Annotated in this window: 28 protein-coding genes; 11 read left to right on the forward strand and 17 right to left on the reverse strand. The window is 71.1% G+C overall.

The window, feature by feature from the left end:
• Positions 1-12: 12 nt before the first annotated feature.
• The 3 genes from ACFT32_RS06590 to ACFT32_RS06600 form a co-directional block, all read right to left on the reverse strand.
• A complete protein-coding gene (locus tag ACFT32_RS06590) occupies positions 13-288 on the reverse strand; it encodes a SpoIIE family protein phosphatase (protein ID WP_382487071.1) in 276 nt (91 codons plus the stop codon).
• 111 nt (positions 289-399) lie between these two features.
• Entirely contained in the window at positions 400-1188 is a 789-nt protein-coding gene (locus ACFT32_RS06595; protein WP_382486465.1) for a PAS domain-containing protein, read from the reverse strand.
• Positions 1185-1391, reverse strand: coding sequence for a LysM peptidoglycan-binding domain-containing protein (locus ACFT32_RS06600; protein WP_382486467.1), 207 nt, complete (start codon positions 1389-1391; stop codon positions 1185-1187). The genes ACFT32_RS06595 and ACFT32_RS06600 overlap by 4 nt, the downstream gene beginning before the upstream one ends.
• A 177-nt stretch (positions 1392-1568) precedes the next feature.
• On the opposite strand from ACFT32_RS06600, the gene ACFT32_RS06605 reads away from it, so the two are divergent.
• The 3 genes from ACFT32_RS06605 to ACFT32_RS06615 are packed head-to-tail and all read left to right on the forward strand — an operon-like array spanning position 1569 to position 3759.
• Positions 1569-2639 (forward strand): Rieske 2Fe-2S domain-containing protein, encoded by a 1071-nt coding sequence (locus tag ACFT32_RS06605; protein WP_382486469.1) that lies wholly within the window; start codon positions 1569-1571, stop codon positions 2637-2639.
• The gene (locus ACFT32_RS06610; protein WP_382486471.1) at positions 2636-2827 is read left to right on the forward strand and encodes a hypothetical protein; all 192 of its coding nucleotides are present in this window, start codon (positions 2636-2638) and stop codon (positions 2825-2827) included. Before ACFT32_RS06605 ends, ACFT32_RS06610 begins: the two co-directional genes overlap by 4 nt.
• Positions 2824-3759 carry a PDR/VanB family oxidoreductase gene (locus ACFT32_RS06615; protein WP_382486473.1) on the forward strand — a complete coding sequence of 312 codons (936 nt, stop codon included), beginning with the start codon at positions 2824-2826 and terminating at the stop codon, positions 3757-3759. Before ACFT32_RS06610 ends, ACFT32_RS06615 begins: the two co-directional genes overlap by 4 nt.
• Before the next feature lie 9 nt (positions 3760-3768).
• On the opposite strand, the gene ACFT32_RS06620 is transcribed toward ACFT32_RS06615, so the two are convergent.
• The 7 genes from ACFT32_RS06620 to ACFT32_RS06650 all read right to left on the reverse strand — a co-directional run bounded on the left by ACFT32_RS06620 (position 3769) and on the right by ACFT32_RS06650 (position 9925).
• Positions 3769-4440: a GntR family transcriptional regulator gene (locus ACFT32_RS06620; RefSeq protein WP_382486475.1), complete on the reverse strand. Its 672-nt coding sequence runs from the start codon at positions 4438-4440 to the stop codon at positions 3769-3771.
• 41 nt (positions 4441-4481) lie between these two features.
• Complete coding sequence (locus ACFT32_RS06625) at positions 4482-5483, reverse strand: proline racemase family protein (RefSeq protein WP_382486477.1); 1002 nt, start codon at positions 5481-5483, stop codon at positions 4482-4484.
• Between the two features lie 5 nt (positions 5484-5488).
• Complete coding sequence (locus ACFT32_RS06630; protein ID WP_382486479.1) at positions 5489-6379, reverse strand: dihydrodipicolinate synthase family protein; 891 nt, start codon at positions 6377-6379, stop codon at positions 5489-5491.
• Positions 6376-7740, reverse strand: a complete 1365-nt coding sequence (locus ACFT32_RS06635) for an FAD-dependent oxidoreductase (protein WP_382486481.1) — start codon at positions 7738-7740, stop codon at positions 6376-6378. Before ACFT32_RS06635 ends, ACFT32_RS06630 begins: the two co-directional genes overlap by 4 nt.
• On the reverse strand, positions 7730-8044 hold the full coding sequence (locus ACFT32_RS06640) for a (2Fe-2S)-binding protein (protein WP_382486482.1): 315 nt from the start codon (positions 8042-8044) through the stop codon (positions 7730-7732). Before ACFT32_RS06640 ends, ACFT32_RS06635 begins: the two co-directional genes overlap by 11 nt.
• Positions 8041-9195 carry an NAD(P)/FAD-dependent oxidoreductase gene (locus ACFT32_RS06645; protein WP_382486484.1) on the reverse strand — a complete coding sequence of 385 codons (1155 nt, stop codon included), beginning with the start codon at positions 9193-9195 and terminating at the stop codon, positions 8041-8043. The genes ACFT32_RS06640 and ACFT32_RS06645 overlap by 4 nt, the downstream gene beginning before the upstream one ends.
• 70 nt (positions 9196-9265) lie before the next feature.
• Positions 9266-9925: a hypothetical protein gene (locus ACFT32_RS06650; RefSeq protein ID WP_382486486.1), complete on the reverse strand. Its 660-nt coding sequence runs from the start codon at positions 9923-9925 to the stop codon at positions 9266-9268.
• A 238-nt stretch (positions 9926-10163) separates the two neighbouring features.
• On the opposite strand from ACFT32_RS06650, the gene ACFT32_RS06655 reads away from it, so the two are divergent.
• The 3 genes from ACFT32_RS06655 to ACFT32_RS06665 all read left to right on the forward strand — a co-directional run bounded on the left by ACFT32_RS06655 (position 10164) and on the right by ACFT32_RS06665 (position 11766).
• A complete protein-coding gene (locus tag ACFT32_RS06655) occupies positions 10164-10823 on the forward strand; it encodes a helix-turn-helix transcriptional regulator (RefSeq protein ID WP_189726086.1) in 660 nt (219 codons plus the stop codon).
• Between the two features lie 32 nt (positions 10824-10855).
• A complete protein-coding gene (locus tag ACFT32_RS06660; protein ID WP_382487074.1) occupies positions 10856-11386 on the forward strand; it encodes a toxin-antitoxin system, toxin component in 531 nt (176 codons plus the stop codon).
• Between the two features lie 155 nt (positions 11387-11541).
• Entirely contained in the window at positions 11542-11766 is a 225-nt protein-coding gene (locus ACFT32_RS06665; protein ID WP_382486488.1) for a hypothetical protein, read from the forward strand.
• Positions 11767-11874: 108 nt separating this feature from the next.
• Here ACFT32_RS06665 and ACFT32_RS06670 read toward each other — a convergent pair whose 3' ends face one another.
• Both ACFT32_RS06670 and ACFT32_RS06675 read right to left on the reverse strand, forming a co-directional pair.
• Entirely contained in the window at positions 11875-12534 is a 660-nt protein-coding gene (locus tag ACFT32_RS06670) for a 4'-phosphopantetheinyl transferase (protein ID WP_382486490.1), read from the reverse strand.
• Positions 12531-13391 carry a metallophosphoesterase family protein gene (locus ACFT32_RS06675; protein ID WP_382486492.1) on the reverse strand — a complete coding sequence of 287 codons (861 nt, stop codon included), beginning with the start codon at positions 13389-13391 and terminating at the stop codon, positions 12531-12533. The genes ACFT32_RS06670 and ACFT32_RS06675 overlap by 4 nt, the downstream gene beginning before the upstream one ends.
• Before the next feature lie 257 nt (positions 13392-13648).
• Here ACFT32_RS06675 and ACFT32_RS06680 point away from each other — a divergent pair, with 257 nt between their 5' ends.
• Entirely contained in the window at positions 13649-14776 is a 1128-nt protein-coding gene (locus tag ACFT32_RS06680; RefSeq protein WP_382486494.1) for an ATP-grasp domain-containing protein, read from the forward strand.
• 6 nt (positions 14777-14782) lie between these two features.
• Here ACFT32_RS06680 and ACFT32_RS06685 read toward each other — a convergent pair whose 3' ends face one another.
• The 5 genes from ACFT32_RS06685 to ACFT32_RS06705 all read right to left on the reverse strand — a co-directional run bounded on the left by ACFT32_RS06685 (position 14783) and on the right by ACFT32_RS06705 (position 22259).
• The gene (locus ACFT32_RS06685; protein WP_382486496.1) at positions 14783-15652 is read right to left on the reverse strand and encodes a sulfotransferase family protein; all 870 of its coding nucleotides are present in this window, start codon (positions 15650-15652) and stop codon (positions 14783-14785) included.
• Positions 15653-15792: 140 nt separating this feature from the next.
• On the reverse strand, positions 15793-17043 hold the full coding sequence (locus tag ACFT32_RS06690; protein WP_382486498.1) for an alpha-L-fucosidase: 1251 nt from the start codon (positions 17041-17043) through the stop codon (positions 15793-15795).
• A 3-nt stretch (positions 17044-17046) separates the two neighbouring features.
• The gene (locus ACFT32_RS06695) at positions 17047-20088 is read right to left on the reverse strand and encodes an alpha-mannosidase (RefSeq protein WP_382486500.1); all 3042 of its coding nucleotides are present in this window, start codon (positions 20086-20088) and stop codon (positions 17047-17049) included.
• A gap of 72 nt (positions 20089-20160) precedes the next feature.
• Positions 20161-21498 (reverse strand): 6-phospho-beta-glucosidase, encoded by a 1338-nt coding sequence (locus ACFT32_RS06700; RefSeq protein WP_382486502.1) that lies wholly within the window; start codon positions 21496-21498, stop codon positions 20161-20163.
• Positions 21495-22259, reverse strand: a complete 765-nt coding sequence (locus ACFT32_RS06705; protein WP_382486504.1) for a DeoR/GlpR family DNA-binding transcription regulator — start codon at positions 22257-22259, stop codon at positions 21495-21497. The genes ACFT32_RS06700 and ACFT32_RS06705 overlap by 4 nt, the downstream gene beginning before the upstream one ends.
• A gap of 147 nt (positions 22260-22406) precedes the next feature.
• Between ACFT32_RS06705 and ACFT32_RS06710 the strand changes: the two genes are divergently transcribed.
• From ACFT32_RS06710 to ACFT32_RS06725, 4 genes are all read left to right on the forward strand, one after another.
• Positions 22407-23459: a carbohydrate kinase family protein gene (locus ACFT32_RS06710; protein ID WP_382486506.1), complete on the forward strand. Its 1053-nt coding sequence runs from the start codon at positions 22407-22409 to the stop codon at positions 23457-23459.
• Between the two features lie 46 nt (positions 23460-23505).
• Positions 23506-24783 carry an ABC transporter substrate-binding protein gene (locus ACFT32_RS06715; RefSeq protein ID WP_382486508.1) on the forward strand — a complete coding sequence of 426 codons (1278 nt, stop codon included), beginning with the start codon at positions 23506-23508 and terminating at the stop codon, positions 24781-24783.
• Between the two features lie 126 nt (positions 24784-24909).
• Positions 24910-25794 (forward strand): carbohydrate ABC transporter permease, encoded by an 885-nt coding sequence (locus tag ACFT32_RS06720; RefSeq protein WP_382487076.1) that lies wholly within the window; start codon positions 24910-24912, stop codon positions 25792-25794.
• Complete coding sequence (locus ACFT32_RS06725; RefSeq protein ID WP_382486510.1) at positions 25791-26639, forward strand: carbohydrate ABC transporter permease; 849 nt, start codon at positions 25791-25793, stop codon at positions 26637-26639. The genes ACFT32_RS06720 and ACFT32_RS06725 overlap by 4 nt, the downstream gene beginning before the upstream one ends.
• Positions 26640-26647 lie beyond the last annotated feature (8 nt).

The following is a 26647-nucleotide window of genomic DNA, read 5'->3' on the forward strand; positions in this document are numbered from 1 at the left end:
GTTGAAACCGCCTCACAGGCGGACGACGACCAGGGCGATGTCGTCGTCACGGCGTTCGATGAGGCCGTCGGTGTCGAGCACCCGGGTGTCTCCGCGGAGGTAGGACAGACCTGCCTGGGGGCGGGGGACGTGTTCCGGCCGGGCGCCCAGGGGCGGATCGGTGGCCTGGTCCAGCAGTTGGCAGCCGCCGTCCGGGCTGAGCAGGATCGGCGCTGGGTGGCCGACGTTGCTGTAGATGACCAGCCGGCTGCGCCCTCCGGGGCCCGTGCGGTGCTGGGCACGGCCCAGTTACCACACACATTGAGTGATCCGCTGGCCGGGAGGTAGCGCACCGCGATGTCCCGGTGCCTGTCCAGGTCGGGCGAGCGGAGCATGACCTCCTGGAGGGTGACGGCGATCTCACGTTCGCGGGCGTGCGCCTTGCGCAGCCGCTCGTTCAGCTGTTCCAGATCGTGGGAACGGGCGTACACCTGGGTCGCGATCCCCGTCACCTGGCTGCTCAGCGGCGGGGTGAGCTCCCGCATGAAGGGGGAGTGCATCAACTCGGTGACGTCGTCGGCCCGGGCGATGATCCATTTCACGTCGCCGTCCGGGGGTGTCCGGAAACGTCTCCAGGATGTACCGCCCGAGCAGTTCTTCGCGGCTCCTGCCTGTGAGCCGGAGGTAGGCCCGGTTGGCATGGCAGACCACCAAGTCGGCGTCCAGCACCAGGTACGGATTCGGTGCGGCGTCGAACAGCTCCGACCTCCGTCGTGGCGCTCGACTCCTCGCACTCGCGGCAATGACCGCGGTTCGGAACTGAATACACGTGGCCGGAAGGCCGACGGCTGATGGCGGCCGGGAGGCCGGGAGGCCCAAGACCATGGCGAGACGCCACCGGGGGTCCTCGCCGGCGAGGGTGTCGCGGACATTCGACCAGACGCCCTCGCGGGCGGTCGAGCCGACCGCGGACTGCGCCAGCCGAATTTCTCGTCGGCGGCGGTGGGGGCCCTTTCGAGATGCCCCCGCATTCCTTCGATGAGCGCAGGGCGCTCTTCCGGGCGGGGACTGACGCTTTCGTACTCGGGTTGCGCTTCGAGATAGGCAACCCGCGTTTTCGCACGCGCGCCATGCCGACCGCGACGGCCCGTTACGCAGGCCTGTCATTCGGCTGCGTGTACGGGCCGACCGGCTTTCGGTTCTGGTCATTCGCTCTGATACGCACCGCCCTCTCGGCCCGCTTCCCGGGGCGGGGCCACGCGAATCCGGTCGCCGGGGTGGATGAGGTCCGGATCCTCGATCTGCGGGTTCCACTCCAGAATCTCATCCAGACTCACGTGGTGCATCCGCGCGATCTTGGTGAGATTGTCACCGCGTTTCACTACGTAGAACTGCGTTCTTGTCTTTGCCATGCATCCAGCCTAAGGCAATTCCCCGCGAGAACAAAGTGCAGAATTCTGTTTCGATTTCACTTTTTGATTCGGAAACCGATTCTGCCGAAGGCCCTTCCGCCTGACGGAAGGGCCGTTGCGGTGCCCGGAGGGCCGCCCCGACGATGACGGCACGACCAGAGACGGGAGCCAGTGCCCATGCCTCACACCACCGCCTTCGCCAGGAACCATTGGTACGTCGCCGCCTACAGTCACGAGGTCGGGCGCGAGCTGCTCGGCCGGACGGTTCTCGGTGAGACGCTCGTGCTGTACCGGACCGAGGACGACGGCACGCCGGTCGTCCTGCACGACCGGTGTGTGCACCGGCGGTACCCGCTCTCCGAGGCCCCGACCCGCCTCGACGGCGACCGGATCGTGTGCGGGTACCACGGGTTCACCTACGACACGACCGGCACCTGCGTGTACGTGCCGGGGCAGAAACGCGTGCCGCGCACCGCCCGGGTCGCCTCCTACCCCGTCGTGGAGCAGGACTCGCTGATCTGGGTGTGGATCGGGGACCCGGCGCTCGCCGACCCGCAGGTCATCCCACGGGCCAGGCACCTGGACTCCCCCGGCTGGGTCACCGTGCGCGGCATGGAGCCCATCGACTGCGACTACGGCCTGCTCGTCGACAACCTCCTCGACCTCTCCCACGAGACGTATCTGCACGGCGGGTACATCGGCACCCCCGAGGTCGCCGAGACGCCGATCACCACGGAGGTCGACGAGGGCGCCGGGATCGTCCGCGTGAGCCGGCACATGGACGACGCCGAGTGCCCGCCGTTCTACGCCAAGTCGACCGGCATAGAGGGCCGGATCACCCGCTGGCAGGACATCGAGTACCACGCCCCCTGCCTGTATCTGCTGCACAGCCGCATCGCCCCGGTCGGGGTGGTGCCCGAGCCGGACGGCAGCGACCCGAACGGCTTCCACACGGAGATCACGTACGCGATCACTCCGTCCGGCGACGGCAAGGTGTACGACTTCTGGGCCGTCTCGCGCGACTGGGCGACGGACGACGCCGAGGTCACCGAGTTCCTGCGGGGCAACAACCACACGGTCGTGATGCAGGACGTCACCGCGCTCAACCTGCTGCACAGGACGCTCGGCAGCGAGCGCACCGGCTACCAGGAGCTCAGCATCAACATCGACACCGGTGGTCTGGCCGCCCGCCGTATCCTCGCCCGGCTGGTCGAGGAGGGCGACAAGCCCCTGGAGAAGGTCCAGTGACATCGCCCTCCGCCGCCGGGACCGGCGAGATCTACCGCATCGACTGGCTGCCCGGCACCGACGTCCTGCACGGCACCTGCCACTGCGGCCGTGAGCACACCGCGCAGGACCCGGTCGAGATGTGGGAGTGGATGCTCGCCCACCCCCAGGGGCACTCCGTCCACGAGCCACGAGGGAACAGCTCATGAGCGTGTACGAAGCCGAACTCGTCGTCGAGCGGCGGGAGTCCGCCGCAGACGGCGTGCTCGCCCTCACCCTGCGCCACCCGCTGGGCGAGCCGCTGCCGGACTGGGAACCGGGCGCCCACATCGACGTCGTGCTCGGCCCCGGCCTGGAACGGCAGTACTCGCTGTGCGGCGACCCGGCGGACCGGTCGGCCTGGCGGATCGCGGTGCTGCGCGAACCGGACGGGCGGGGCGGATCGGCCCATGTGCACGAGCGGGTGGGGCCGGACGACAAGGTCCGGGTGCGCGGGCCCCGGAACAACTTCGGCCTGGAACCCGCCCCGCGCTACCGGTTCGTCGCGGGCGGCATCGGCATCACCCCGATCCTGCCGATGCTGGCGGCGGCCGAGGCGTCGGGCGCCGAGTGGACGCTGCTGTACGGCGGCCGGACCCGCCGGTCCATGGCGTTCGGCGAGGAACTGGGCCGGTACGGCGACCGGGTGACGATCGCGCCCGAGGACGAGACGGGGCTGCTGGACCTGCCCTCGGTGCTGGACGACGTACCCGACGGCACACTCGTCTACTGCTGCGGCCCCGGGCCGCTGCTGGACGCGGTGGAGGCCCGCAGCCCCTCCGGGGTGCTGCGCGTCGAGCGGTTCCGGCCGAAGGAGCGGGAGACCGGCGGCGACTCCGCGTTCGAGGTGGAGCTGGCACAGAGCGGCAGGACACTCACCGTCGCACCGGACGTGTCGGTGCTCGACACCGTGCGCGCCGCCGGGGTCGAGGTGCTGTACTCCTGCGCCGAGGGCACCTGCGGCACGTGCGAGACCGATGTCCTGGAGGGCGAACCCGACCACCGCGACTCGGTGCTCACCGAGGACGAACGCGCGACGGGCGAGACCATGCTCATCTGCGTGTCCCGCTGCCGTGGCAAGCGGCTCGTGCTGGACCTGTGATCCGGACGGTCAGGGCGCTGCCCACAGGCCCCGGACATGCCCCAGGTGACGGGTCATCACCGCCCTGACGGCCTCCTCGTCCCGGGCGAGCAGCGCGTCCAGGATCTCCAGGTGCTCCTCCGCCGACGCCTCCAGCCGCCCCTGCCCGGCGAGCGCGGTCAGTCCGTACAGCCGGGAGCGGCGTCTGAGGTCCCGTACGACGTCGACGAGATGGTCGTTGCCGGCGAGGGCGAGCAGGCCGAGGTGGAAGCGCAGGTCGGCCTCTACGTAGGCGATGAGGTCACCGGCCGCCGCGGAGGTGACGATCTCCTGGGCGACCGGGCGCAGCGCCTCCAGCGCCACCGGGTCGGCCGTGACCGCCAGGCCCGCCGTCGTCGGGATCTCGATCAGCGCCCGGATGTGGGTGTACTCGTCGAGTTGCTTCTCGGAGACGGCGGTGACCCGGAAGCCCTTGTTGGGCACGGTGTCGACCAGGCCCTCCTTGGCGAGGTCGAGCATGGCCTCGCGCACGGGCGTGGCGGAGACACCGAAGCGGGCGGCGAGGCCGGGGGCCGAGTAGACCTCGCCCGGGCGCAGTTCACCGGCGATCAGGGCGGCCCGCAGCGCGTCCGCGACCCGCTCCCGGTGACTGGGCTTTCTGCTGCCCAGCAGGGGCAGGGCGGGGGTGTGCCGCGGGGCCATGACGGTCGGGTTCCTCTCGGGGTCGGCTCGGGTGCTGGCGGCTACAGGACGAAGCCCGCCGGGAACGGGTCCTCGGGATCCAGCAGGTACTGGGCGGTGCCGGTGATCCAGGCGCGTCCGGTGAAGCTGGGCAGTACGGCGGGACGGCCCGCGACCTCGGTCGTGCCGAGCAGTCTGCCGGTGAACCGGGTGCCGATGAAGGACTCGTTCACGAACTCGGTGTGCAGCGGGAGTTCACCGCGCGCGTGCAGTTGTGCCATACGGGCGCTGGTGCCCGTGCCGCAGGGCGAGCGGTCGAACCAGCCGGGGTGGATGGCCATGGCGTGCCGGGAGTGGCGGGCGGTGGAGCCGGGGGCGGCCAGGTAGACGTGGTGGAGGCCGTGGATGGACGGGTCTTCCGGGTGGACGGGCGGGTCCTCGGCGTTGACGGCGGCCATGAGGGACAGGCCCGCCCGGAGGATGTCGTCCTTGCGTGACCGGTCGAAGGGCAGGCCGAACTGCTCCAGCGGCAGGATGGCGTAGAAGTTGCCGCCGAACGCGAGGTCGTACGTCACCGTCCGCCCGTCCGCGAGCGTGGCCTTGCGGTCGAGGCCGACGGCGAAGGAGGGCACGTTCTGGAGGGTGACCGCCTTGGCGACACCGTCCTCGACGGCCACTTCGGCGACGACCGGCCCCGCCGGGGTGTCGAGCCGGATGGTGGTGACCGGCTCGACGACCTCGACCATGCCGGTCTCGACGAGCACGGTCGCCACGCCGATCGTGCCGTGCCCGCACATCGGCAGATACCCGGAGACCTCGATGTAGACGACGCCCCAGTCGCAGTCGGGCCGGGTCGACGGCTGGAGGATCGCGCCGCTCATGGCGGAGTGGCCGCGCGGCTCGTTCATCAGCAACTGCTTGATGTCGTCGCGGTGTTCGCGGAAGTACAGCCGCCGCTCGTTCATGGTGGCGCCGGGGACGGTGCCGATGCCGCCGGTGATCACCCGGGTGGGCATGCCCTCGGTGTGCGAGTCGACGGCGTGCAGGACGAGTCTGCTGCGCATGGTCACTACGCCAATCCGGCCGCTACGGCCTTCTCGGTTGCGGCTCGGACGGCTGCCTCCTGCTCGGGCAGCAGCGGCACGCGCGGCGGGCGGCAAGGGCCTCCGTGGCGGCCGACGAGGTCCATGGACAGCTTGATGGCCTGGACGAACTCCACCCGTGAGTCCCAGCGCAGCAGCGGATGCAGCTGCCGGTACAGGCCCCGCGCGGTGTCGAGGTCGCCGTCGACGGCCGCGTGGTACAGCTCGACCGAGGCCTGGGGCAGCGCGTTCGGATAGCCCGCGACCCAGCCCTTGGCACCCGCGACGGCCAGCTCCAGCAGGACGTCGTCCGCGCCGATCAACAGGTCGAGTTCGGGGGCGAGTTCGGCGATCCGGTAGGCCCGGCGGACGTCGCCGGAGAACTCCTTCACGCCCCGGATGTGCCCCTCGCCGTGCAGCCGGGCGAGCAGCTCCGGCACGAGGTCGACCTTGGTGTCGATCGGGTTGTTGTACGCCACCACCGGCAGGCCCGCCTTCGCGACCTCGGCGTAGTGGGCGACGACGGACCGCTCGTCGGCGCGGTAGGCGTTCGGCGGCAGCAGCATCACCGCCGTGCACCCCGCCTCCCCCGCCTGCTCGGCCCAGCGCCGGGACTCGGCTGACCCGTACGCCGCGACGCCGGGCATGACGCGCTGCCCGCCGATCGCCGCAACGGCCGTCTCGACGACCCGGGTGCGCTCCTCGGGGGTGAGCACCTGGTACTCGCCGAGGGAGCCGTTCGGCACGACGCCGTCGCAGCCGTTCTCGACGAGCCAGGCGCAGTGCTCGGCGTACTTGTCGTAGTTCACGGAGAGGTCGTCGTTCAGCGGGAGCGCGGTGGCGACGAGGACTCCGCGCCAGGGGCGGTGATCGGTCATGACTGTCCCTCCTGGGAGTGTTGCCGTGCGAGGACGCCGAGCGGCACGGGACGGGCGAACGGCCTTCGGGCCGGGGCGGGCGGGCATCCGGCGAGCCCCGCGACCGCGCCGGCGCACATCCGGCCCTGGCACCAGCCCATCCCGGCCCGGGTGAGCAGCTTCACGGTGCGCACGTCGCCCGCCCCGAGGTCCAGGGCGTCGCGCACGGCACCGGCGGTGACCTCCTCGCAGCGGCAGACCACGGTGTCGTCGGTGACCTGCTCGGGCCAGTGCGCGGGCCGCGCGTAGGCGGCTTCGAGGGCGGCAGCGGATCTCCCGAGCCGCGTACGGGCCTTGAGGGCCGCCGGGGCCGGGCCGGGGGCGGTGCCGTGCAGATAGGCGGCGGCGGAGCACCCGGCGATGTGCCCCTCGGCGAGAGCGAGGGCCGCGCCGCCGACGCCGGTGGCCTCACCGGCCGCCCACACGCCGGGCACGTCCGTGCGCTGCTCGGTGTCGACGGCCACGGCGAGCCCGTCGAGACCGCAGCCCAGGCCCTCGGCCAGGTCGGTGTGCGGGAGCATGCCGTGCCCGACGGCGAGGGTGTCGCAGGGCAGGTGCCGCTCGGTACCGGTCCTGACGCGTCCGCCGCTGTCCAGGGCGGCGACCGTGACGCCGGTCAGCCGGTCGTCGCCGTGGGCTCGGACGACGGTGTGACGGGCGAGGAACGGCACGCGGTGACGCAGCAGCCGGGCGGCGTATCCGGCGCCCTCCGGGAACTTGCCGGCCAGGGCCCGGCCGTGGCGGACGAGGCGCCTGGGGCCGGCGGACTCGACGAGCGCGGCGACCTCGACTCCGGCCGCCGCGAGCCCGGTCGCCACGGGCAGCAGCAGCGGCCCGGTCCCGGCCACGACGGCTCGGCGCCCCGGCACCACGAGCCCGCCCTTGAGCATGGCCTGGGCGCCCCCGGCGGTGACGACACCCGGCAGGGTCCAGCCGGGGAAGGGCAGCACCTGCTCGTAGCCGCCGGTGGCCAGCAGCACGGCACGGGCCCGCACCTCGGCCGGCTCCTCCTGCTCCGGCCCGAGCAGCGCGTGCACGACGAAGCCGTCGGACACCTTTTCGACGCACCACACATGATGATCGGTCAGCACCCGTACGGCACTGGCGGCGAGTCCGTCGCGCAGCCGCTCCCAGGTCCGCCACCCGTGGTGCAGCGCCTCGGGCCGCCCGGCCCCGAGTCCGGCGGCGGGCTGCCGGTAGAACTGCCCGCCCGCCTCCGTCGCCCCGTCGACGAGCGCGACCCGCGTGCCCCGCGCGGCCGCCGCCAGGGACGCGGCGAGACCGGCCGGTCCGGCTCCGATCACGACCAGGTCAGTCCGCATGCCGCACCCCTTCATGGCCCGTCCCCTCCTGCGTGCCGATCACGTCCCCCGGCCGTACCGGCACAAGACAGGCGCGTTGGTTGGGGCGGCCGTTGACGCTCACCAGGCAGTCGAAGCAGACGCCGATCCCGCAGAACACCCCGCGCGGACGGCCCCCGCCCCGGGTGGCGCGCCAGGAGGTGACGCCCGCCGCCCACAGCACGGCGGCGACCGTCTGCCCGGGCAGCGCCTCGACCGGCCGCCCGTCGAAGGTGACCGTGAAGGCGGGGCCGGGCCTGGCTCCCGCCAGCTCCAGCGGATTCACTCGGCCTCCTCGGTGAAGCGGTCGGGCCGGAACGGGCCGAGGTCCAGGTCGGGCTCCTGCCCGGTCAGCGCCTGGGCGATCAGCTGCCCGGTGCCGGTGGCGAGTCCGATGCCCGCGCCCTCGTGCCCGCAGGCGTGGAGAAGTCCGGGCGCCCGGGGATCCGGGCCGATCGCGGGCAGATGGTCGGGCAGATACGGCCGGAAGCCCACGTACGTGCGCAGGGCCCGGACGTCGGCGAGGAAGGGGAAGAGGTCCGTCGCTCCCGCTGCCAGCGCGCGCAGGGCCGGGAGCGACAACGACCGGTCGAAGCCGACCCGTTCGCGGCTGGCGCCGATCAGGACCGGCCCGGCGGGCGTGCCCTCCACCACCGGGGAGGTCTGCAGCGCCGCCGAGTCGCTCGCGACATCGCCCACGTAGTCGGCGGCGTACACCTTGTGCCGGATGCGGGGCGGCAGCGGCTCGGTGACCAGGACGAAGCCGCGCCGGGGCAGCACGGGCAGGGACACGCCCGCGCGGGCCGCGATCTCGCCGCCCCAGGTGCCGGCGGCGTTGACGACGGCCGGGGCGTGGATGTCGCCCCGGTCGGTCCGCACCCCGCGCACCGCGCCGCCGGGGCCGCGCAGCACGGTGGTGACCTCCCGGCCGGTGAGCAGCCGGGCGTTCGAGGCGCGCAGCAGGTGCGCGGCCGCGAGGGCGGGCATCACCTGGGCGTCCTGCGGGTAGTGCATACCGCCCGCGAGACCGGGAGCCAGATACGGCTCCAGATCGGTGAGCCGGTCGGGCGGTACGGGGACGGCCTCGACCCCGGCCGCGCGCTGCCCGGCGGCGAGTTTCTCCAGCCCGGCCAGTGCGCCTTCGGTGCCGGCGACGACGACACCGCCCTTGGCCTCGTACTCGACCGGCTTCCCCAGCCCCTCCCGGGCCAGTCCGGCCCACAGCCGGGCGGACAGCAGGGCGAGTTCGAGTTCGGGTCCGGGTTCCTTGTCGGAGACGAGGAGGTTCCCCTCCCCCGCGCCGGTCGTACCGCCGGCCACCGCGCCCCGGTCCACCACGACGACTTCGAGGCCGGCACGGGCCGCGTACAAGGCACAGGCGGCGCCGGCCACTCCGGCTCCGACCACCACGACATCGCAGGTCAGCGACTCGCTCACGCCAGTACTATGTCACACACCACATCGCCTGGGAATGGGGCGAACACCGGTCGAGCGAAGCCGGAAGGGCTCAGTCGGCCGCCGGTACGACCCTCAGGTGGGAGGCGGTACGACGCGTCCCGCGCTCCCTGGACGGGGTACGGCGGGCCTCGCGCAGCACGAACGTGAGCCGGGTGCAGCCCAGCTCCTCGAGCGTCCTGGACGTCTCGACGACGACCCGGCACTCGGTGGCACCCCGGCGCGGGTCAGGGTGCAGCAGGGGGCGTACGGCGCCGTCGTGCTCGACAGCGTCCTCGCCGACCGAGCGGATCCAGTGCGGCAGGCCCTGCCGGTACGCGGCCTCCATGATCGGGTCCTGGGCGATGTCACGGCGGACGGCCTGGAGCTCGTGGTCGGGGCCGTGGCTCTCCACGGTGCGCGCGAAGTGCGCGAGCATCGGCAGGCACCAGCTCGACTCGTGCTCGCCGAGCACCGTGGGGGCGTCGGGGTGGAACAGCACGAACCTGAGGAAGTTGTCGCCCGGCATGGCCGTCGGGTGCGGACCCACTCCGGCGAAAAGTGACCGGAACGCGCTATTGGTCAGCGCCACGTCCCAGCAGTGGTCGACGACGAGCGAGGGGGAGGAGACGGCCTCCAAGAGCCCGGCGTAGTCCTCCAGATAGGCCTGGGCCTCTGGAGTCTCGGCGACGGGCCGCGGTGCCGGCCGCTGCCCTCCTGCCTGATATGCCATCGGGAGGTCACCCCTCTTGCCTGTGCGGCCTTGACGCGGCGCCCCGATCCTGCTGCCCGGAGCTGAGGCGTGTCAACTATCGTGGCATTCCGTGCCTGTTGACGGCTGAAATTGGCCACAGTTGTGGCGAGACCTGGATGTGAGTTCGAAGCACCGGCTACGCTCCGGGAAGTTCACGCCGGGGAAAGTCACGGCATCCACTTGTGAGAAGCCTGTGAGAGACGTAGGAGATCTGTCGGTGACGGGTGGCTTCGTCGAAAGTCCGGGCGCCACGCCGACGGCCGTGCTACCGGCCGTCGTCTCCCGTGTCACCGCGCTCGCCGACCGGCTCGGCGTGCCGCACGCCGAGGTCTTCGGCATCGGCCGGCTGTCCGTCGCCTCCGGGGTTCCGGAGCCGGTGGTGAAGGCCCTGCTCTGCGGCAGGCCCGCGGGCGAGCCCGATGTCCAGGCCCGGTTCCTGCAGCGCCTGGACCTGCTGCGCCGGACCCGGCTCAAGCCCACCGGCCGCAAGTACACCCAGCAGGAGATCGCCGACGGCGCCGGAATGTCCCGGCAGCAGGCCGGAGCCCTCATCAACGGCGACCGGCGGCCGACCATGGAGCACTGCGACGCCCTCCAGCGCTTCTTCCGGGTGCACGCCGGATTCCTCACGGCGGAGGACCCCGAGGCACTCGTGAGCGCCCTCCAGCACATCGAGCAGGAGCTGCTGCAGAAGCTCGCCGACCGCGAGCGGGAGGCGGCCGCGGCGGCCGACGACCCGCTGGAGCGGCTGTTGCAGGACCACGGCGTGCGCGGCATCGCCTGGCGGGCCGCGCAGCTGCCCACCGACCAGCACCGTGACAAGGTCGCGGAGTGGCTGGACATGCTCCTGGAGAGCGTCAAGCGGCCCGATTCGTGACCGTGGGGAGAACTGTGGGCATCGGTAAGGAAATGCGCCGCCTGTGCGGCGAGCTGGTCGCGGAGCTGACCCTCCCCGCGCCGGCACGGCCCGACGAGCTGTACGCCGCGCTGTGCGACGCCATGAGCAGACGCCGTGGCCGGCCCGTCCACTTCCGTACGGCCGCCTTCCCGATCGGGACCGCCAGCGGGCTGTGGCTCGACATGGCCGAGCAGGACCTCGTCGTGATCGAGGAACGCACCGCGCCGGACCACCAGTTGGTGATCCTGGGCCATGAGCTGTGGCACATGAACGCCGGGCACTGCTCCCACCATGTCGAGGGCGCGGCGGTCGCGGCCCGGCTGCTCGACGACAACGCCGATCTCCAGGCGACGGTCCTGAAGGTCGCGGCGCGCACCCGCTTCGACCTGGACGACGAGAAGGAGGCCGAGAGCTTCGGCCTGCTGCTGGCCAGCAAGTGCCGGGCGTGGCTGGCCGGTTCGTCGGCGCGGGGGCCGGTGCAGCGGGATCATCTGGCGGGGCGGATCGAGGCGTCGCTGGGGTATCGGGGTCCGCAGGGCTGACGGCCGTGCGGTTCTTCCGCCGAGCGGGCGAACCGAGGGGCGGCGGGGCCGGATTGTCAGTGGTGGACGGCAAGCTGGAGGTGCGCCCTTTCTGTGCGGGGCGTGCGTGCCGCATGGCGCGGGACCGATGACGCCGACACGGGGAGAGCCGACCGATGCAGACCGCCGTATTGACCGACCGTGAGCGCGCCGCCGTCCAGGCGTATCTGCGGCTGCTGCACACTGTTCGGGCCGCGTTCGATCTGGAGACCGGCAGCCGTCCGGCGATGGTGCCGCCCGCCGTTCTCGCGGAGGCGGAGGCGGCTCTTGAACGGGCCGGGCTGACCGGTAACGAGGAGGACTTCTTCGGGTTGCTGCGGAGCTGGTGTTCCGAGTCGTAGCGCCTGTGAGGGGGCGGAGTCGAGCTCGGGGGTGCGGGTGGTTTCCGGGTGCGGGCCGTGCGGGGTTGTTCGCGCAGTTCCCCGCGCCCCTGAGAGGCTCGCGGCGCCTCAGGGGTGCGGTACCGCGACGGCCGTCGCGACCAGGCCGCGGGACGTCGTCCAGCGGCCCTCGAAATGGTCGAGGCGGCTGCCGCCCACCAGCGGCCCGGGGACGAGGAGCGCCGCGCGGAAGCCGCCGTCGGCGGTGAGCTCGATGTCCGCCTCCATGAAGTCCAGCCACTTCCCGGTGAGGGGGAACCACGCCTTGTAGACGGACTCCTTCGCGCTGAACAGCAGCCGGTCCCAGTGGATGTCGGGGCGCTGTGCCGCCAGCCGGCGCAGCCGCTCCGCCTCGGACGGCAGGGACACCGAGGGCAGGACCCCCTCGGGCAGCGGCCCGTGGACCTCGGCGTCGATGCCGAGGGAGGCCAGGTCGGCGGCGCGGACCAGGGCGGCGGCACAGTAGCCGTCGCAGTGCGTCATGCTGCCGGCCAGCCCGGCGGGCCAGCCCGGGGCACCCCGCTCCCCGGGCAGGATCGGCTGCGGCGGCACGCCGAGCTTCTCCATGGCGCGGCGGGCGCAGGAGCGTACGGCGGCGAACTCCCGCCGGCGCTTGGCGACCGCCCGCGCCACGAGCGCCGCCTCCTCGGGGTACAGCGGGGTGTCCGCGCCGTCCTGGCCGTAGGTCTCCACGGTGACCACGCTCGCGGGCAGCAGTTCCTCGATCACCTCTCCTCGCCCTCCCTCGGCAGGATGCGCCGCAGCCGCCCCGGCGGCCCGGGCCGCTTGCGCCACTCGCGGGGATAGCCCACCGATACCTCCTCGAAGCGCACGCCCTCGTGCCAGGTGGTGCGGGGGATGTGCAGATGGCCGTAGACCATCGTGTGGACGCGGAACCTGCGGTGCCAGTCGGCGGTCAGCTCGGTGCCGCACCACATGGCGAACTCGGGGTGCCACAGGACGTCCATCGGATGCCGGTCCAGCGGATAGTGGTTGACGGGGATCACCGGCAGGTCCTCGGGCAGCTCCGCGAGTCTGCGTTCGGTCTCGGCGACCCGGGCCCGGCACCAGGCCTCCCGGCTCGGGTACGGGTCGGGGTGCAGCAGGTACTCGTCGGAGCACACGATCCCCGTGCCGTGGGCGTACTCCAGGCCCTGCTCCTTGGTCGTGCACCCGGCCGGCAGGAACGAGTAGTCGTACCCCAGGAACAGCGGGGCGACGGCCACCGGGCCGCCGGGGCCGTCCCAGACGGGGTAGGGGTCCTCGGGTGTCGTCACGCCGAGTTCCCGGCACAGCTCGACCAGGTACTCGTATCGGGCGACACCGCGCAGGGTGACGGAGTCGCTCGGATGGGTCCACAGCTCGTGGTTCCCGGGCACCCAGACGACCTTGCGGAAGCGGCCCGCGAGCGTCTTGAGGGTCCAGCGGATGTCGGCCGCGGTCTCCGCGATGTCGCCGGCCACGAGCAGCCAGTCGTCGTCCGTCGCGGGCGCCATGCGCTCGACCAGGGCACGGTTCTCCGGGTAGCCGATGTGCAGATCGCTGATGGCGAGCAGTTGTCCGGCGCCACCGGCCGTCGATGTCACCCTTCATCCCCCTCCGCACACACGAACGCCACCAAGAGATCACATCTCGGCGTCCGGGGACAAGACCGGCCGGATGGCCGCGACGGGAGAAATCCTTCACACGCGCGTTGCACGAGAGGGCCCGCCGAAGCCGTATGATCGGCCGCAACACCACCGCTGAGAACTCCCTTTCACAGGGGCGGTTTGGTGTACCCACATTCATCCTGCCCGGGCACGGGCTGCTCAGCCCTGCCCGCGAACCGTGAAAGGCGGCCTGCATGGTCTCTCGCGTACGCGTCTGGCTCAACCGCACGTACGCGGAGAACGTGTTCTTCATGGATCAGCTGCGGAGAAATCCCAGCGACCGGGCCGTCGAGATCCATGCCACCCACGGAGACCCCGACTCCCCCGTGCTGGCCGCGGCCGACACCGCCGAGCTGGAGCCCGAGGGCCTGTCCCCGGCCGGGTACGTCGAGTACGCGCTGGTCCAGTGCGCCCGGCGGGGCATCGATGTGTTCGTGCCCCGGCTGCACCAGTCGGCGGTCGTGGCGCACCGCGCCGAGTTCGAGGCGGCCGGCACGGCGGTGCTGGCGCCCCCGCCCGAGGCGGTGGCCGTCTTCCACGACAAGGTGATCGCCTACGAGGCGGTCCAGGCGATCGGCGTGCCCGTGCCGCCGTGGTACCGGGTCCGCTCGGCGGGCGAACTGGTCGCCGCCGTCGAGGAGTTGGAGGCCGGCGGACACAAGGCGTGCTTCAAGCCGGCGTCCGGAGCGGGCGGGGTGGGCTTCCGCGTGATCACGCGCTCGCCCTTCTCCCTGTCGCAACTGAACGGGTACCCCAGCCCGTACGTGCCGCTCGATCTGGTGCTGGAGGCGCTGCGGCAGGCCGAGGAGCCGGTGGACTGGCTGGTGATGCCGCGCCTGGAGCAGCCCGAGGTGTCGGTGGACTGCCTGACCGGTCCGGACAACCGGGTCCGGATGGCGGTGGGCCGCACCAAGAACGGTCGCCGCCGGGGCTTCACGCTGCACGAGCAGTGGCTGGACCCGGCCCGGCGGATCGCGGAGGACTTCGGGCTGCACTACCTGTCCAACATCCAGTTCCGGATGTTCGGCGACCGGCCGGTCCTCATGGACGTCAACACCCGCCCGGCCGGCGGCCTGCACCAGCTGTCCCTGTGCGGCGTCAACGCCCCGTGGGCGGCTGTGCGGCTGGCGCTCGGCGAGGACCCGGGCGAGGTGGTTCCGCCGTTCCTGGGCCAGGACTACTCGGTGGTGTCGGGGCCGCGCCCGCTGCGTCCGGTGTCGCTGCCGCAGCAGCGGGCGGAAGCGGCCGATCCGCTGCCGCCGGTGCCGGTCGACTCCGTCGGGGCGACCCCGCAGGCCACGGTCGGAGCCCTGCCGCTCTAGGGGCCGCTAAGCGCTGTACCCCCACGCCTGGGCCAGTTCTTTCAGGCGTGGGGGCAGTTCGGCGTCCGGGTCGGCGGTGCGGGCCGTCTGGATGCGGCCGGACTTGATGGTGCTGGACCAGTCGCCGAGCTGGGGGCGGAAGGTGCCGTGGTCCTTGCTGCCGTAGTCGAGCATCGCGGGCTCCCAGGGCAGGCCGAGGTGGTCGCAGATGCCGCGGGTGACCTTCTCCGGTTCGGCGGTGAGCTCCTCGTACGTGATCACGTGCGGGTCGAGGTTGCGGCGGGCCTCCTCCAGCTTCTCGCTGTATTCGAGGACCTCGGCGCGGACGGCCTCGTGATCGGGGTCGGTGCGGCGGCTGGTGAGGGAGGCGACGACCGCGCCGGGGTGGCGGAGCAGCAGGATGTAGCGGGCGTTCGGCCAACATCGGCGCAGGCGGGGCCAGATGAGGGTGTTGGGCGGGGTCTTGTCGACGATGACGTCCTTGCCGCTGCGGGTGAGTTCGAGGTGCAGCACCCGGTCCCACAGCACGTGCTCCAGCTCGTCCTTGTCGAGGTGGAGCGCCTGCATGGCGTCCGCGGTGAAGTCGCGGGACAGGCTGACGTGCACGGTGCGCAGGTGCATCTCGTGCGGGGCGCGGACGCGGCTGTGGCTGTTGAGCAGGACGCGCAGCAGGGTCGAACCGGAGCGCACCGACGACAGCACGAAGACGGGCGAGTCCACCAGCCGGGGAGCGGTCGGGGCGGTGTAGGTGTCGGCGGCCGGGCGGGGGGCGGGGATCGCCTCGAGGTTCCGGCGCGGGGGACTGACCGCCTCTATCACCAGCCTTCCGCGACGCTTCAGTCCCTTGCCGATGGCGGACATGCGCGGGTCTCGCACGGTGACACCTTTCTTTCGCTGTGCGTTCCGATCCCAGGGGGGCCGGGCGAACCGCAGGTGTCGTACAGGCGAACCGGCCTGCTCACGGGCGTCCACATACGGTCCGTGAGCAGGCCTTTTACCGCTTTCTTAAACTTTCGTCAGAACCGGCCGGCGCCGCGGTACAGCTCCAGTTCCCCTTCCAGTTCCACGGCCAGCACCGTGGCGTACGGGTCGAGGTCCGCCGCCGCGGGGGGCTCGATCCAGAGGATGCCCGGTGTCTCGTGCAGGCCACCGGTGACGCGGTGGGGCAGTTCCGTGCCGCTGCCCAGGACCGACACCCGGCGCACCTTGCTGAGCAGGCCGCGGACGTTGATCTCGGCGCGTGGGGCGTCGAACAGGGTCAGGTAGAGGGTGCGGCGGTCCTTGGACAGGGTGCTCGGGCCGTAGTGGTGGCCCGGCGGCAGTCCCCGGACGGTGCCGTACACCGCTTCCGCGTGCTTGGCGATCCAGGCGCCGAGTTTTTCCAGCCGCTCCGCCTGCTCGGCCGGGATGGTGCCGTCCTCGCGCGGGCCGACGCTGAGGAGCAGATTGCCTCCGCCGCCGACGGTCTCGGTGAAGTAGCGGATCAGCTGGTCGACCGACTTGTGGTTGTGGTCGTGGTGCTGATGGCCCCAGGAGTCGTTGATCGTGAGGCAGAGCTCCCAGGGGCCCTCCGGCGGGATGACGGGTGCGCCCTGTTCCGGGGTGGCGTAGTCGCCCTCGCTCAGCATGCGGGCGTTGAAGACGACGTCCGGGACCTCGGAGCGGATGAGGGCGGCCAGTTCGGGGATGCGCCACTGCTCCTCGCTGCGGTCCCACTCGCCGTCGAACCACAGCAGGTCGGGCTTGTAGCGGGAGACCAGCTCCCGCATCTGGCCGTCCCGGTAGGCCAGGAAGCGTTCCCAGGCGTCCAAATCCTCGGACTCGGCGGCGACCTCGGAGTAGCGGTTGTCCTCCAGCTCCGGCGGGCGGCCGGGCTTGCGGGTGGAGGCGTAGTCGGGGTGGCTCCAGTCCGAGTGCGAGTAGTAGAGGCCGACCTTGAGGCCCTGCTCGCGCAGGGCGTCGGCGTAGCCGGCGATCAGATCGCGGCCCACGTTCAGGTCGCCGTGGGCCGTGTCCCACAGGGCGACGCCGTCGTGGTGGCGGCTGGTCAGCACGGCGTACCGGGCGCCGGCCCGCGCGAAGAGCGTCGCCCAGTCGCGTGGGTCGTAGCGGGAGGCGGTGAAGCGGTCGAACTGGGACATGTACCGGTCGTAGGGGACGATGTCGTCGTAGAACGACCAGGACTCCTGCACGCCGTCGACGGCGTAGATGCCCCAGTGGATGAAGATCCCCAGCTTGGCGTCGGTGAACCAGGGTTGTACGGCCATGGGTCAGCCCCTGCGCAGACGCAGCGTGAGGATCTGGAAGGGCCTCAGGGTGACGGAGACACCGCCGTCGGTGAGGTCCGCATCCTCGGTCGGCCGTTCCAGCAGGTCGGTGATCTGTGCGCCGGCGAGCGGGAAGCCGGTGCGCAGAACGCCCTGGGCGCGGCCGCCGCGGGACTCGTAGAGCCGTACGACGATGTCGCCCGAGGTGTCATCGGCGAGCTTGACCGCCTCCACGGTCACTCCCTCGCCCTCGACGGAGACGACGGGTGCGGGGGCGCCCGCCGCTTCGGCCACCCGGAGCGGGAGGTTGAGGGCGTAGCCCTCGGCAACGGCGTCCTCGATGGTCGCGCCGGGCAGCAGCGCGTAGGTGAAGCGGTGGCGGCCCTGGTCGGCCTCGGGGTCCGGGATGCGCGGTGCGCGGACCAGGCTGAGGCGCACGGTGGTGGTGGTGCCGCCGTCCTCGCGGACCGTGCGGGAGACGTCGTGGCCGTATGTCGAGTCGTTGATGACCGCGACGCCGTAGCCGGGTTCGCCCAGGTGCACCCAGCGGTGGCCGGAGACCTCGAAGCGGGCCGCCTCCCAGCTGGTGTTGGTGTGGGTGGGCCGCTGGATGTGGCCGAACTGGATCTCGGCGGAGGAGTGCGGGGCACGGATGTCGACCGGGAAGGCCGCCTTGAGGATCTTCTCGGTCTCGTGCCAGTCGATGTCCGTCTCGATGTCGATCCGGGGGCTGCCGGCTCGGACGGTGATCGTCTGGGTGATCGAGGAGCCCTTGCCGAAGGACCGCTCGACGCGGACCGCGCCGATCAGCGGGTCCTGCTCGACGACCGTGACGGACGAGGCGTCGAGCAGGTCCGTGTAGCGGTTCTGGTAGTGCTTGTCGATGTCCCAGGCGTCCCAGTAGTTGGGCAGGTCCGTGTGCAGACGCAGCAGGTTGCCCGGGTCGGCCAGGACCTCGCGGTTCGCGCGCAGGTCGCGCACGGACGACAGGGTGCCGTCCTCGGCGATCTCCACGCGGACCAGCCCGTTGTCGAGCACCCGGCCGCTGACCGTCACCGGCTGCGCGGGGCGGGAGTCGGCGAGGGGCGCGGAGCCGCTCGCGGGGACCTCCACGTACACCGGTGCGCCGTCGGCGGTGCGGATCACCTCGGCGCGGTCGTAGGGGCTGGTGTTGAAGGCGCGGGTCTCGCCGGCGCCGAGCGCGGCCACCGCCTCGGCCGTCAGCGTGTGCAGTTCCCCGGCGACTCGTGCGTACTCGGCCTCGGCCTCGCGGTGCACCCAGGCGATGGAGGAGCCGGGCAGGATGTCGTGGAACTGGTGCAGCAGGACCGTCTTCCAGAGCCGGTCCAGCTTCTCGTGCGGGTAGGCGTACCCGGGTGCGTGCAGAGCTGCCGTCGTCGCCCACAGCTCGGCCTCGCGCAGGAGGTGCTCGGAGCGGCGGTTGCCCTGCTTGGTGCGGGCCTGGGAGGTGTAGGTGGCGCGGTGCAGCTCCAGGTACAGCTCGCCGACCCACACGGGCGCGTCCGGGTACTCCTCGCGGGCCTTGGCGAAGAACTCGTCGGGGTGTTCGACGACGACCTTCGCGGAGCCCTCCAGGTCCGCCAGCCGGCGGGCGCGTTCCATGATCTCGCGGGTGGGGCCGCCACCGCCGTCGCCCCAGCCGAAGGGGGCCAGGGAGCGGCCGGCGCCGCCCTTCTCGGAGTAGTTGCGGACCGCGCGGGACATCTCCTCGCCGCTGAAGCGGGCGTTGTAGGTGTCGACCGGCGGGAAGTGGGTGAAGATGCGGGTGCCGTCGATGCCCTCCCACCAGAAGGTGTGGTGGGGGAACTTGTTGGTCTGGTTCCAGGAGATCTTCTGGGTGAGGAACCACTCGTTCCCCGCGAGCTTGGCGATCTGCGGGTAGGCCGCGTTGTAGCCGAAGGAGTCCGGCAGCCAGACGCCCTTGGTCTCGATGCCGAAGTGGTCCATGAAGAACCGCTTGCCGTGGATGAACTGGCGGGCGACGGCCTCGCCGCCGGGCAGGTTGCCGTCGGACTCGACCCACATGCCGCCGACCGGCGCCCACTGGCCGTTCTTGACCGACTCCTGGATGCGGGCCCAGACCTTGGGGTAGTTGTCGCGCACCCACTCGTACTGCTGGGCCTGGGAGCAGGCGAAGATGAAGTCGTCGTACTCGTCGGCCAGGGACGTGACGTTCGAGAACGTGCGGGACGTCTTGCGCTTGGTCTCGCGGATGGGCCAGAGCCAGGCGGAGTCGATGTGGGCGTGTCCGACGCCGGAGACGGTGTGCGCGCTGGCGTGCGCGGGGCGGGCGAGGATCGGCTGGAGCGCCTCGCGGACGGCGGGTGCGGAGCCGGAGACGTCGTCCAGGTCGAGCAGGTCCATCGCCCGGTCGAGCGCGTGGGCGATCTCGTGCCGGCGCGGGTCGTGCTCGCCCAGCTCCAGCATCAGCTCGCGCAGCACCTGGACGTCGAGGTCGAGGTGCCAGACCTCCTCGTCGAGGATCGCGATGTCGGCGCTGCGGAAGGTGTAGAGCGGCTTGTCGCCCGCGGTGAGTTTGTCGCCGAGCGGGGTGGTCTTCGAGAAGTTGTCCGCGAGGATGTCCGGGTTGGAGGCGGCCTCGACCAGGTAGTCGACCGTCTCCCCGCCCGTCGCCGGGTTGGCGATCGCCACGTACTGGTTGAGCGGGTTGACGGCCTTCAGCGGGGTGCCGTCCGTGAGGTGCACGAGGGCCTCGGCCTGGTTGCCGGGCCAGTCGCCCACGAACCCGAGGTCGATGACGGCCTCGACGCGCTTGCCGGCCCACTCGGCGGGCACCTGGCCGCGCATACGGAACCAGGTGGTGCCCCAGGGCGGGCCCCACGGGGTGCCCATCGTGAACGGCTCGTACGAGGCGGCGGCGGCCTCCTCGAACGGGACCGGCTCCCCCGGCGCCTGCCAGGCCTCCACCTCGAAGGGCACGGTGGCCGCGTAGACCGCGGTCTTGATGCGCTGGTCGTGGAGGCGCTGGACGCGCTCTTCGATCCGGCGGCTTTCGTCATGCATGAGATGTCTCCAGGAAGCGGAACGAGCGAGCAGACGGCAGGCGGTGGGGGGAAAGCGCTTACCGGACGGCGTTCACCTAAGGTACGCCAGCCCGGGATGGACCTCGGTGTAGCCCTCGACCAGCCGGCGGGCCACATTGACCGAGTCGACGAGCGGGTGCAGCGCGAAGGCCTTCACGGCCGTCGCCTGCGAGCCGGAGTCGGCGGCGGACAGCACCTCGCGCTCGACGGCCTTGACGGCGCAGACCAGTCCGGTGGCGTGGTCGGGCAGTGGCTCGACGGTGACGGGGTGGGCGCCGTTGGCGTCGACGAGGCAGGGCACCTCGATGACGGCGTCGGTGTCCAGGACCGACAGGCTGCGCTGGTTGCGGACGTTGAGGATCAGGGTCGTGCGCTCGTCCCGCGCGATGGCCCGCATGAGCGCCAGGGCCACCTTCTCGTAGCCGCCGGACAGATCGTCCTCGTCGCGTTCGCCGGCGCCCGCCGTCTCGCGGTTCTCGGCCATGTAGGTGGCCTCGCGTTCGGCGCGGGTGTCGTCCCAGACCTTCAGGGCGGGGGCGTCCGGGTTCCTCATCTCGGCGTAGAAGCGTGCCTGCTGGTCGTGCAGGAAGGCGCCGCGGGTCTTCTCGGCCTGCTGGTAAGCCCGTACGGCTTCCCGGTTGAAGTAGTAGTAGTGCAGATATTCGTTGGGGATCGCGCCGAGGGAGCGGAGCCAGTCGACGCCGAAGAGCTTGCCCTCCTCGAAGGAGCCGAGCAGGTCGGGGTCGCCGAGGAGGCGTGGGAGCTCGTCGCGGCCGGCGACGTGCAGGCCGCGCACCCAGCCGAGGTGGTTGAGACCGACGTAGTCGATCCAGGCTTCCTTGGGGTTCGCGCCGAGCACGCGGGCGATGCGGCGGCCGAGGCCGACCGGGGAGTCGCAGATGCCGATGACGCGGTCGCCGAGGTGGCGGCACATCGCCTCGGTGACCAGGCCGGCCGGGTTGGTGAAGTTGATGACCCAGGCCTCGGGCGCGAGCCGGGCCACCCGCCGCGCGATGTCGACGGCGACCGGGACCGTGCGCAGGCCGTAGGCGATACCGCCGGCGCCGACGGTCTCCTGGCCGAGGACGCCCTCGGCCAGGGCCACCCGTTCGTCGTTCGCGCGGCCCTCCAGGCCGCCGACGCGGATCGCGGAGAACACGAAGTCGGCGCCGCGCAGCGCCTCGTCGAGGTCGGTCGTGGCGCTCACCTCGGGTGCGTCGGGGACGCCGGCCGCCTGCTCGGCCAGGACACGGGTCACCGCCGACAGCCGCCCGGCGTCCAGATCGTGCAGGACGACGTGTGTCACCCGGCCCTCGGCGTGGTCCTGGAGGAGCGCCCCGTACACCAGTGGCACGCGGAATCCTCCGCCGCCCAGAATCGTCAGCTTCACGTCTGCACCTTTCCCGCCACGACGACCTCGACGCCCGCCTCCTGCAAGGAGGCCCGCGTCGCCGTGTCGACCGGCGCGTTCGTCACCACCACGTCCAGGTCCTCGGGACCGCAGACCTTCGCCATCCCGTGTCCGGGGAACTTCGCCGTGTCGGCGAGCAGGGCGACCTTCTCACTGGCCTTGATCATGGCGCGCTTGACCGGCACCTCCACGACCGTCGTGTCCATGACCTGCCCGCCGGGCCGCACCCCGCTGGTGCCGAGGAAGAGCCAGTCGGCGTGCAGCTGGCGCAGGTTGTCCTCGGTGAGGAAGCCGACCAGGGAGCGGTACTCGCGGCGGACCATGCCGCCGAGCAGGACCAGTTCGATGCCCTCGTCGTCGGCGAGTTCCTCGTAGACCACCAGGTTGCTGGTGATCACGGTGAGCCGGCGGCCGTGCAGCTGCCGGGCCAGGCGGTAGGCGGTCGTCCCGATGTCCAGCAGGACAGACTGGCCGTCCTCGATCATCGCCGCCGCGCGCTCCGCTATGGCGTCCTTCTCGGAGACGCGCACCTCGGCGACCTCGGCGAAGGGCTGGTCGCCCTCCTCGACCACGGCGCCTCCATGGACGCGTGTGAGAAGACCGTCTTCTTCCAGTTTGACCAGGTCACGCCTGATAGTGGCCGGGCTCACACCCAGCCGCTCGGAGAGGTCGGTCACAGCCGCGGGGCCTCCGGAGCGAAGGGCCCGCAGGATGAGTTGGTGTCGTCGTTCTGCCAGCACGGCCGGAACACTACTCGTCATCTTCAATCATTTCCATGCTCAGTTCTGCTCGGGTATTGACCAATCTCTTCGGGCAGCGCACGATTCCGGTCACGGAAATGAAGAGTTTTGACGATCTCCGTCGAACTCGAGCGAGAGGACACATCCGTGGACGACGACCGGCCCGATGCGCTGCTGACCGGGCTGCTCTTCTACGACCTCGTCCTCACGGGACTCGGCAAGCCGCCGACGCCCGGCGAGGAGATCTGGACCGAGGGCATGGGCTGCGGCCCGGGCGGCATCGCGAACCTCGCGGTGGCGGCCTCCCGCTTCGGCCTCAGGACCTCCCTGGCCACCGTGTTCGGCGACGACTTCTACGGCGAGCACTGCCGTGACGTCCTGTGCGACCAGGAAGGCGTCGACCTCTCGCTCTCCCGGACGGCGGACGGCTGGCCGACCCCTGTCACCGTCTCCGTCGCCTTCGGCCACGACCGCGCCCTGCTCACCCATGGCCAGGAGCCGCCGTACTCGCAGGACGCGCTGATGGGCGACCCGCCCGACGCGCGGACCGCCCTGGTGCACATCGAGGCACAGCCGCGCGAGTGGCTCGCCAAGGCCGCCGCCAACGGCACGCAGGTCTACGCCGACGTCGGCTGGGACCCCACGCAGGAGTGGTCGACGGCCCTCCTGGACCAGCTCGCGCTGTGCCACGCCTTCCTCCCGAACGAGACGGAGGCCATGGCCTACACCCGCACCGACAGCGCGGTGGCCGCGCTCGGCACGCTGTCCGAGCTGGTGCCGGTCGCGGTGGTGACCCGGGGCGGGGACGGCGCCCTCGCCGTCGACCAGATCACCGGCGAATACGCGGACGTACCCGCCCTCGACGTCGACGTGCTCGACGCGACCGGTGCCGGGGACGTCTTCGGCGCCGCCTTCGTCACCGCCTCGCTCGGCGGCTGGCCGCTGGCGGAGCGGCTGCGGTTCGCGGTCCTCGCGGCCGGGCTGTCCGTCGGGCACCACGGCGGGGCGCTGGCGGCCCCCGGCTGGTACGGCGTGCACCGCTGGTGGCACTCCCTGACCGATCCCGAACTGAAGCGGTCGTACGGCTTCCTGGCCGACCGGATCCCGGCGAACCCCGGGCCGGCGGTCGCGTACGCCCCCCTCACCCCGCCGGCCCCTCACACGTCCGTCGGCCCACGCGCCTCCGAACGGCGGCACTGATCCCCGCACCCCTCTCCACGTCGAACATGAACAACAGGAGTGACCCGTGGACCTTTCCCGCAGACGCTTCCTCCAGGCCGCCGCGTTCACCGCGGCCGCCTCCGGTCTGACCGTGGCATGCGGCAACGGCTCGGATTCGGCCGGCGGCAAGAACGGCAAGAACCTCACCTTGTGGTACTGGGGAGGCGCGCTCAGCGACAAGGTGGTCGCCGAGGCGAAGACGCACTTCGGCAAGGAGGTGAAGCTGACCGTCGCCTCCATCGGCGGCGACTTCAAGTCGAAGCTCACCACCACCCTCGCGGCGGGCACCTCCGTGCCCGACATCACCGGCATCAAGGGCGAGGACATGGCGTCCTTCCTGCCCAACGCGAACCGCTTCCTCGACCTGAACGACCTGGGCTTCAAGGACATCTCGTCCCAGTACCTGGACTGGAAGACCAAGCTCGCCCGGACCGAGGACGGCAAGCAGATCGGCTTCCCGATCGACATCGGCCCCACCGCGCTCTTCTACCGCGCGGACCTGTTCGACAAGGCGGGGCTGCCCACCGACCCCGACAAGGTGGCCGCCCAGGCGGGAACCTGGGAGGAGTACTTCGCGCTCGGCACCGAGCTGAAGAAGAAGGTCTCCGGCACCTACCTGGTCAACAACATCGGCTCCGTGTTCAACATGGTGGTCGGGCAGGGCACCGAGCGGTTCATCGACAAGGACAACCGCTTCATCGGCGACCAGGACCACATCCGCAAGGCGTGGACCACCGCGGTCCGCCCCTACACCCTCGGTCTCGACGCCAAGATCAACGACAACACCTGGAACGCCGCCGTCGGCAAGAGCCTCAGCACCGAACTCGGTGCGGCCTGGCACGCGCTGGACATCGAGCAGGCGGCCCCGAAGACCAAGGGCAAGTGGCGGGTCTGCGCGATGCCCGGCGGGCCGGCCAACCAGGGCGGCTCCTATCTGGCCCTGCCCAAGCAGTGCCGGAATCCCGAAGAGGCGTTCAAGATCATCAGCTGGATCCTCAGCCCGGAGAACGACGCCCGCGGATTCGCCGACGCCGCGATCTTCCCCGCCGCGCCGGCGGCGTACGCCATGCCGGCCATGACGGGCGGCGACCCCTTCTTCGGCGGGCAGAAGATCATCGAGGTCTTCGGCCCGGCCGCCAAGGCCATACCGGCCAGCTACGAGGCGCCCGCGGACGCCGCCGTCATGGCTCCTTTCATGACCGAGCTGACCAACATCGAGGCCAAGGGCAAGAAGCCCGACGACGCCTGGAACGACGCGGTCAGCCAGGCCAAGCAGATCGCCCGCCGCCAGGGGGTGAGCTGAGCAATGGCCTCACCTCCGGTCACCGGCCCCGCCGCGGCGCCCCGGCGCCACGGCGGGCCGGTCCCGGCCCGCTTCCGCCCCCGGCGCACGCCGCCGGCGGGCGCCGTGCGGCCGAGGCGTCGCGGGGTGCTGTCCCACTGGCGGCAGTACCTGGCGATCTCCCCCTTCTTCCTGATCTTCGGCGCCTTCTCGTTCTTCCCGGTCTTCTATTCGCTGTACCTGGCCTTCCAGCGCTGGGACGGCATGGGCACCATCCAGTTCGTGGGCCTGCAGCAGTTCCGGTTCCTTCTGGACGACCCGGTCTTCTGGATGTCGATCCGCAACACCCTGGTGATCTGGGTCCTGTCCACCGTTCCCACGCTGTTCGGCGCCCTGGTGCTGGCGACGCTGCTGCACTCGGTGCGGCGCTTCAAGGGCTTCTACCGCATCGCCCTCTACATACCGAACGTCACCTCGATCGTCGCCGTGTCGATCTTCTTCGGCGCGGTGTTCAGCAACAACTTCGGCCTGGTCAACGCCATTCTGGGCACGGTCGGCATCTCACCCGTGCCGTGGCTGAGCAATCCGTGGCTGATCAAACTGGTCATCGCGCTGCTGATGACCTGGATGTGGACCGGCTACAACATGATCATCTACCTGGCGGGCCTCCAGGCCATCCCCACGCAGATCTACGAGGCGGCCAGGCTGGACGGCGCCGGGCCCATCCGCACGTTCTTCCAGATCACCATGCCGATCATGCGGCCCATCATCCTGTTCACGGTCGTCATCTCGACCATCAACGGCCTGCAGAGCTTCAGCGAGCCCCAGGTCCTGTTCGGCAGCAACGCCGCCAACCCGAACCTCGGCGGCCCGGGCCAGGCGGGCCTGACCACGCTGCTGTACTTCTACCAGTCGGCCTTCGTCAACAACGACTACGGCTACGGCGCGGCCATCGTGTGGGCCTTCTTCGTACTGATCATGGTGCTGGTCGTCATCAACTGGCGCGTCGTCCAGCGCGGGAGGAAGTCATGACCGCAGTGGTCAAGAGGCGGTCACGGCGCCCCAAGGGGCTGACCGCGCACATCTTCCTCGGCCTGGCCGTGCTGATCTCGATCTTCCCGTTCATATGGACGATCGTCATGGCGACGAACACCACCGAGGACATCTACAAGAGCCCGCCGAAGCTGACCTTCGGATCCCATCTGCTGGAGAACATCCGGCACGTGCTCGACACCATCGACTTCTTCGGGTCGATGCTGAACACGATCGTCGTCGCGACCGTCACCACCGTCCTGGTCCTGTTCATCGACTCCCTGGCGGCCTTCGCCTTCGCCAAGTTCGACTTCCCCGGACGCAAGGTGCTGTTCGCCATGCTGGTGGGGTTCATGATGCTGCCGCTCCAGCTGGCCGTCCTGCCGCAGTTCATCCTGATGTCCGACATCGGCTGGGTGGGCACGCTCAAGGCGCTGGTCCTGCCCGCCCTCGCCAACGCCTTCGGCATCTTCTGGCTGCGCCAGTACATAGAGAACGGCGTGCCGGACGAACTCCTCGACGCCGCGCGCATCGACGGCGCCGGCTTCTTCCGCCAGTACTGGAACATCGTGCTGCCGATGATCAAGCCCGCGCTGTCCTTCCTCGCGATCTACGCCTTCGTCGGTGCCTGGAACGACTACATCTGGCCCCTCGTCGTGCTCACCGACCCCAGCCACCTCACCCTCCAGGTGACGCTCGCCCAGCTCCACGTCGGCCACACGACCGACTACAGCATGGTCATGGCCGGTGTGCTCATGGCGTCGATCCCGCTGGTCGTGGTGTTCACCATCTTCGCCCGCGGGTTCATATCGGGCGCCACGGAGGGGGCAGTGCAGGGGAGCTGAGCGAGGCA

Source organism: Streptomyces sp. NPDC057002, assembly GCF_042673825.1.
Lineage (GTDB): Bacteria > Actinomycetota > Actinomycetes > Streptomycetales > Streptomycetaceae > Streptomyces.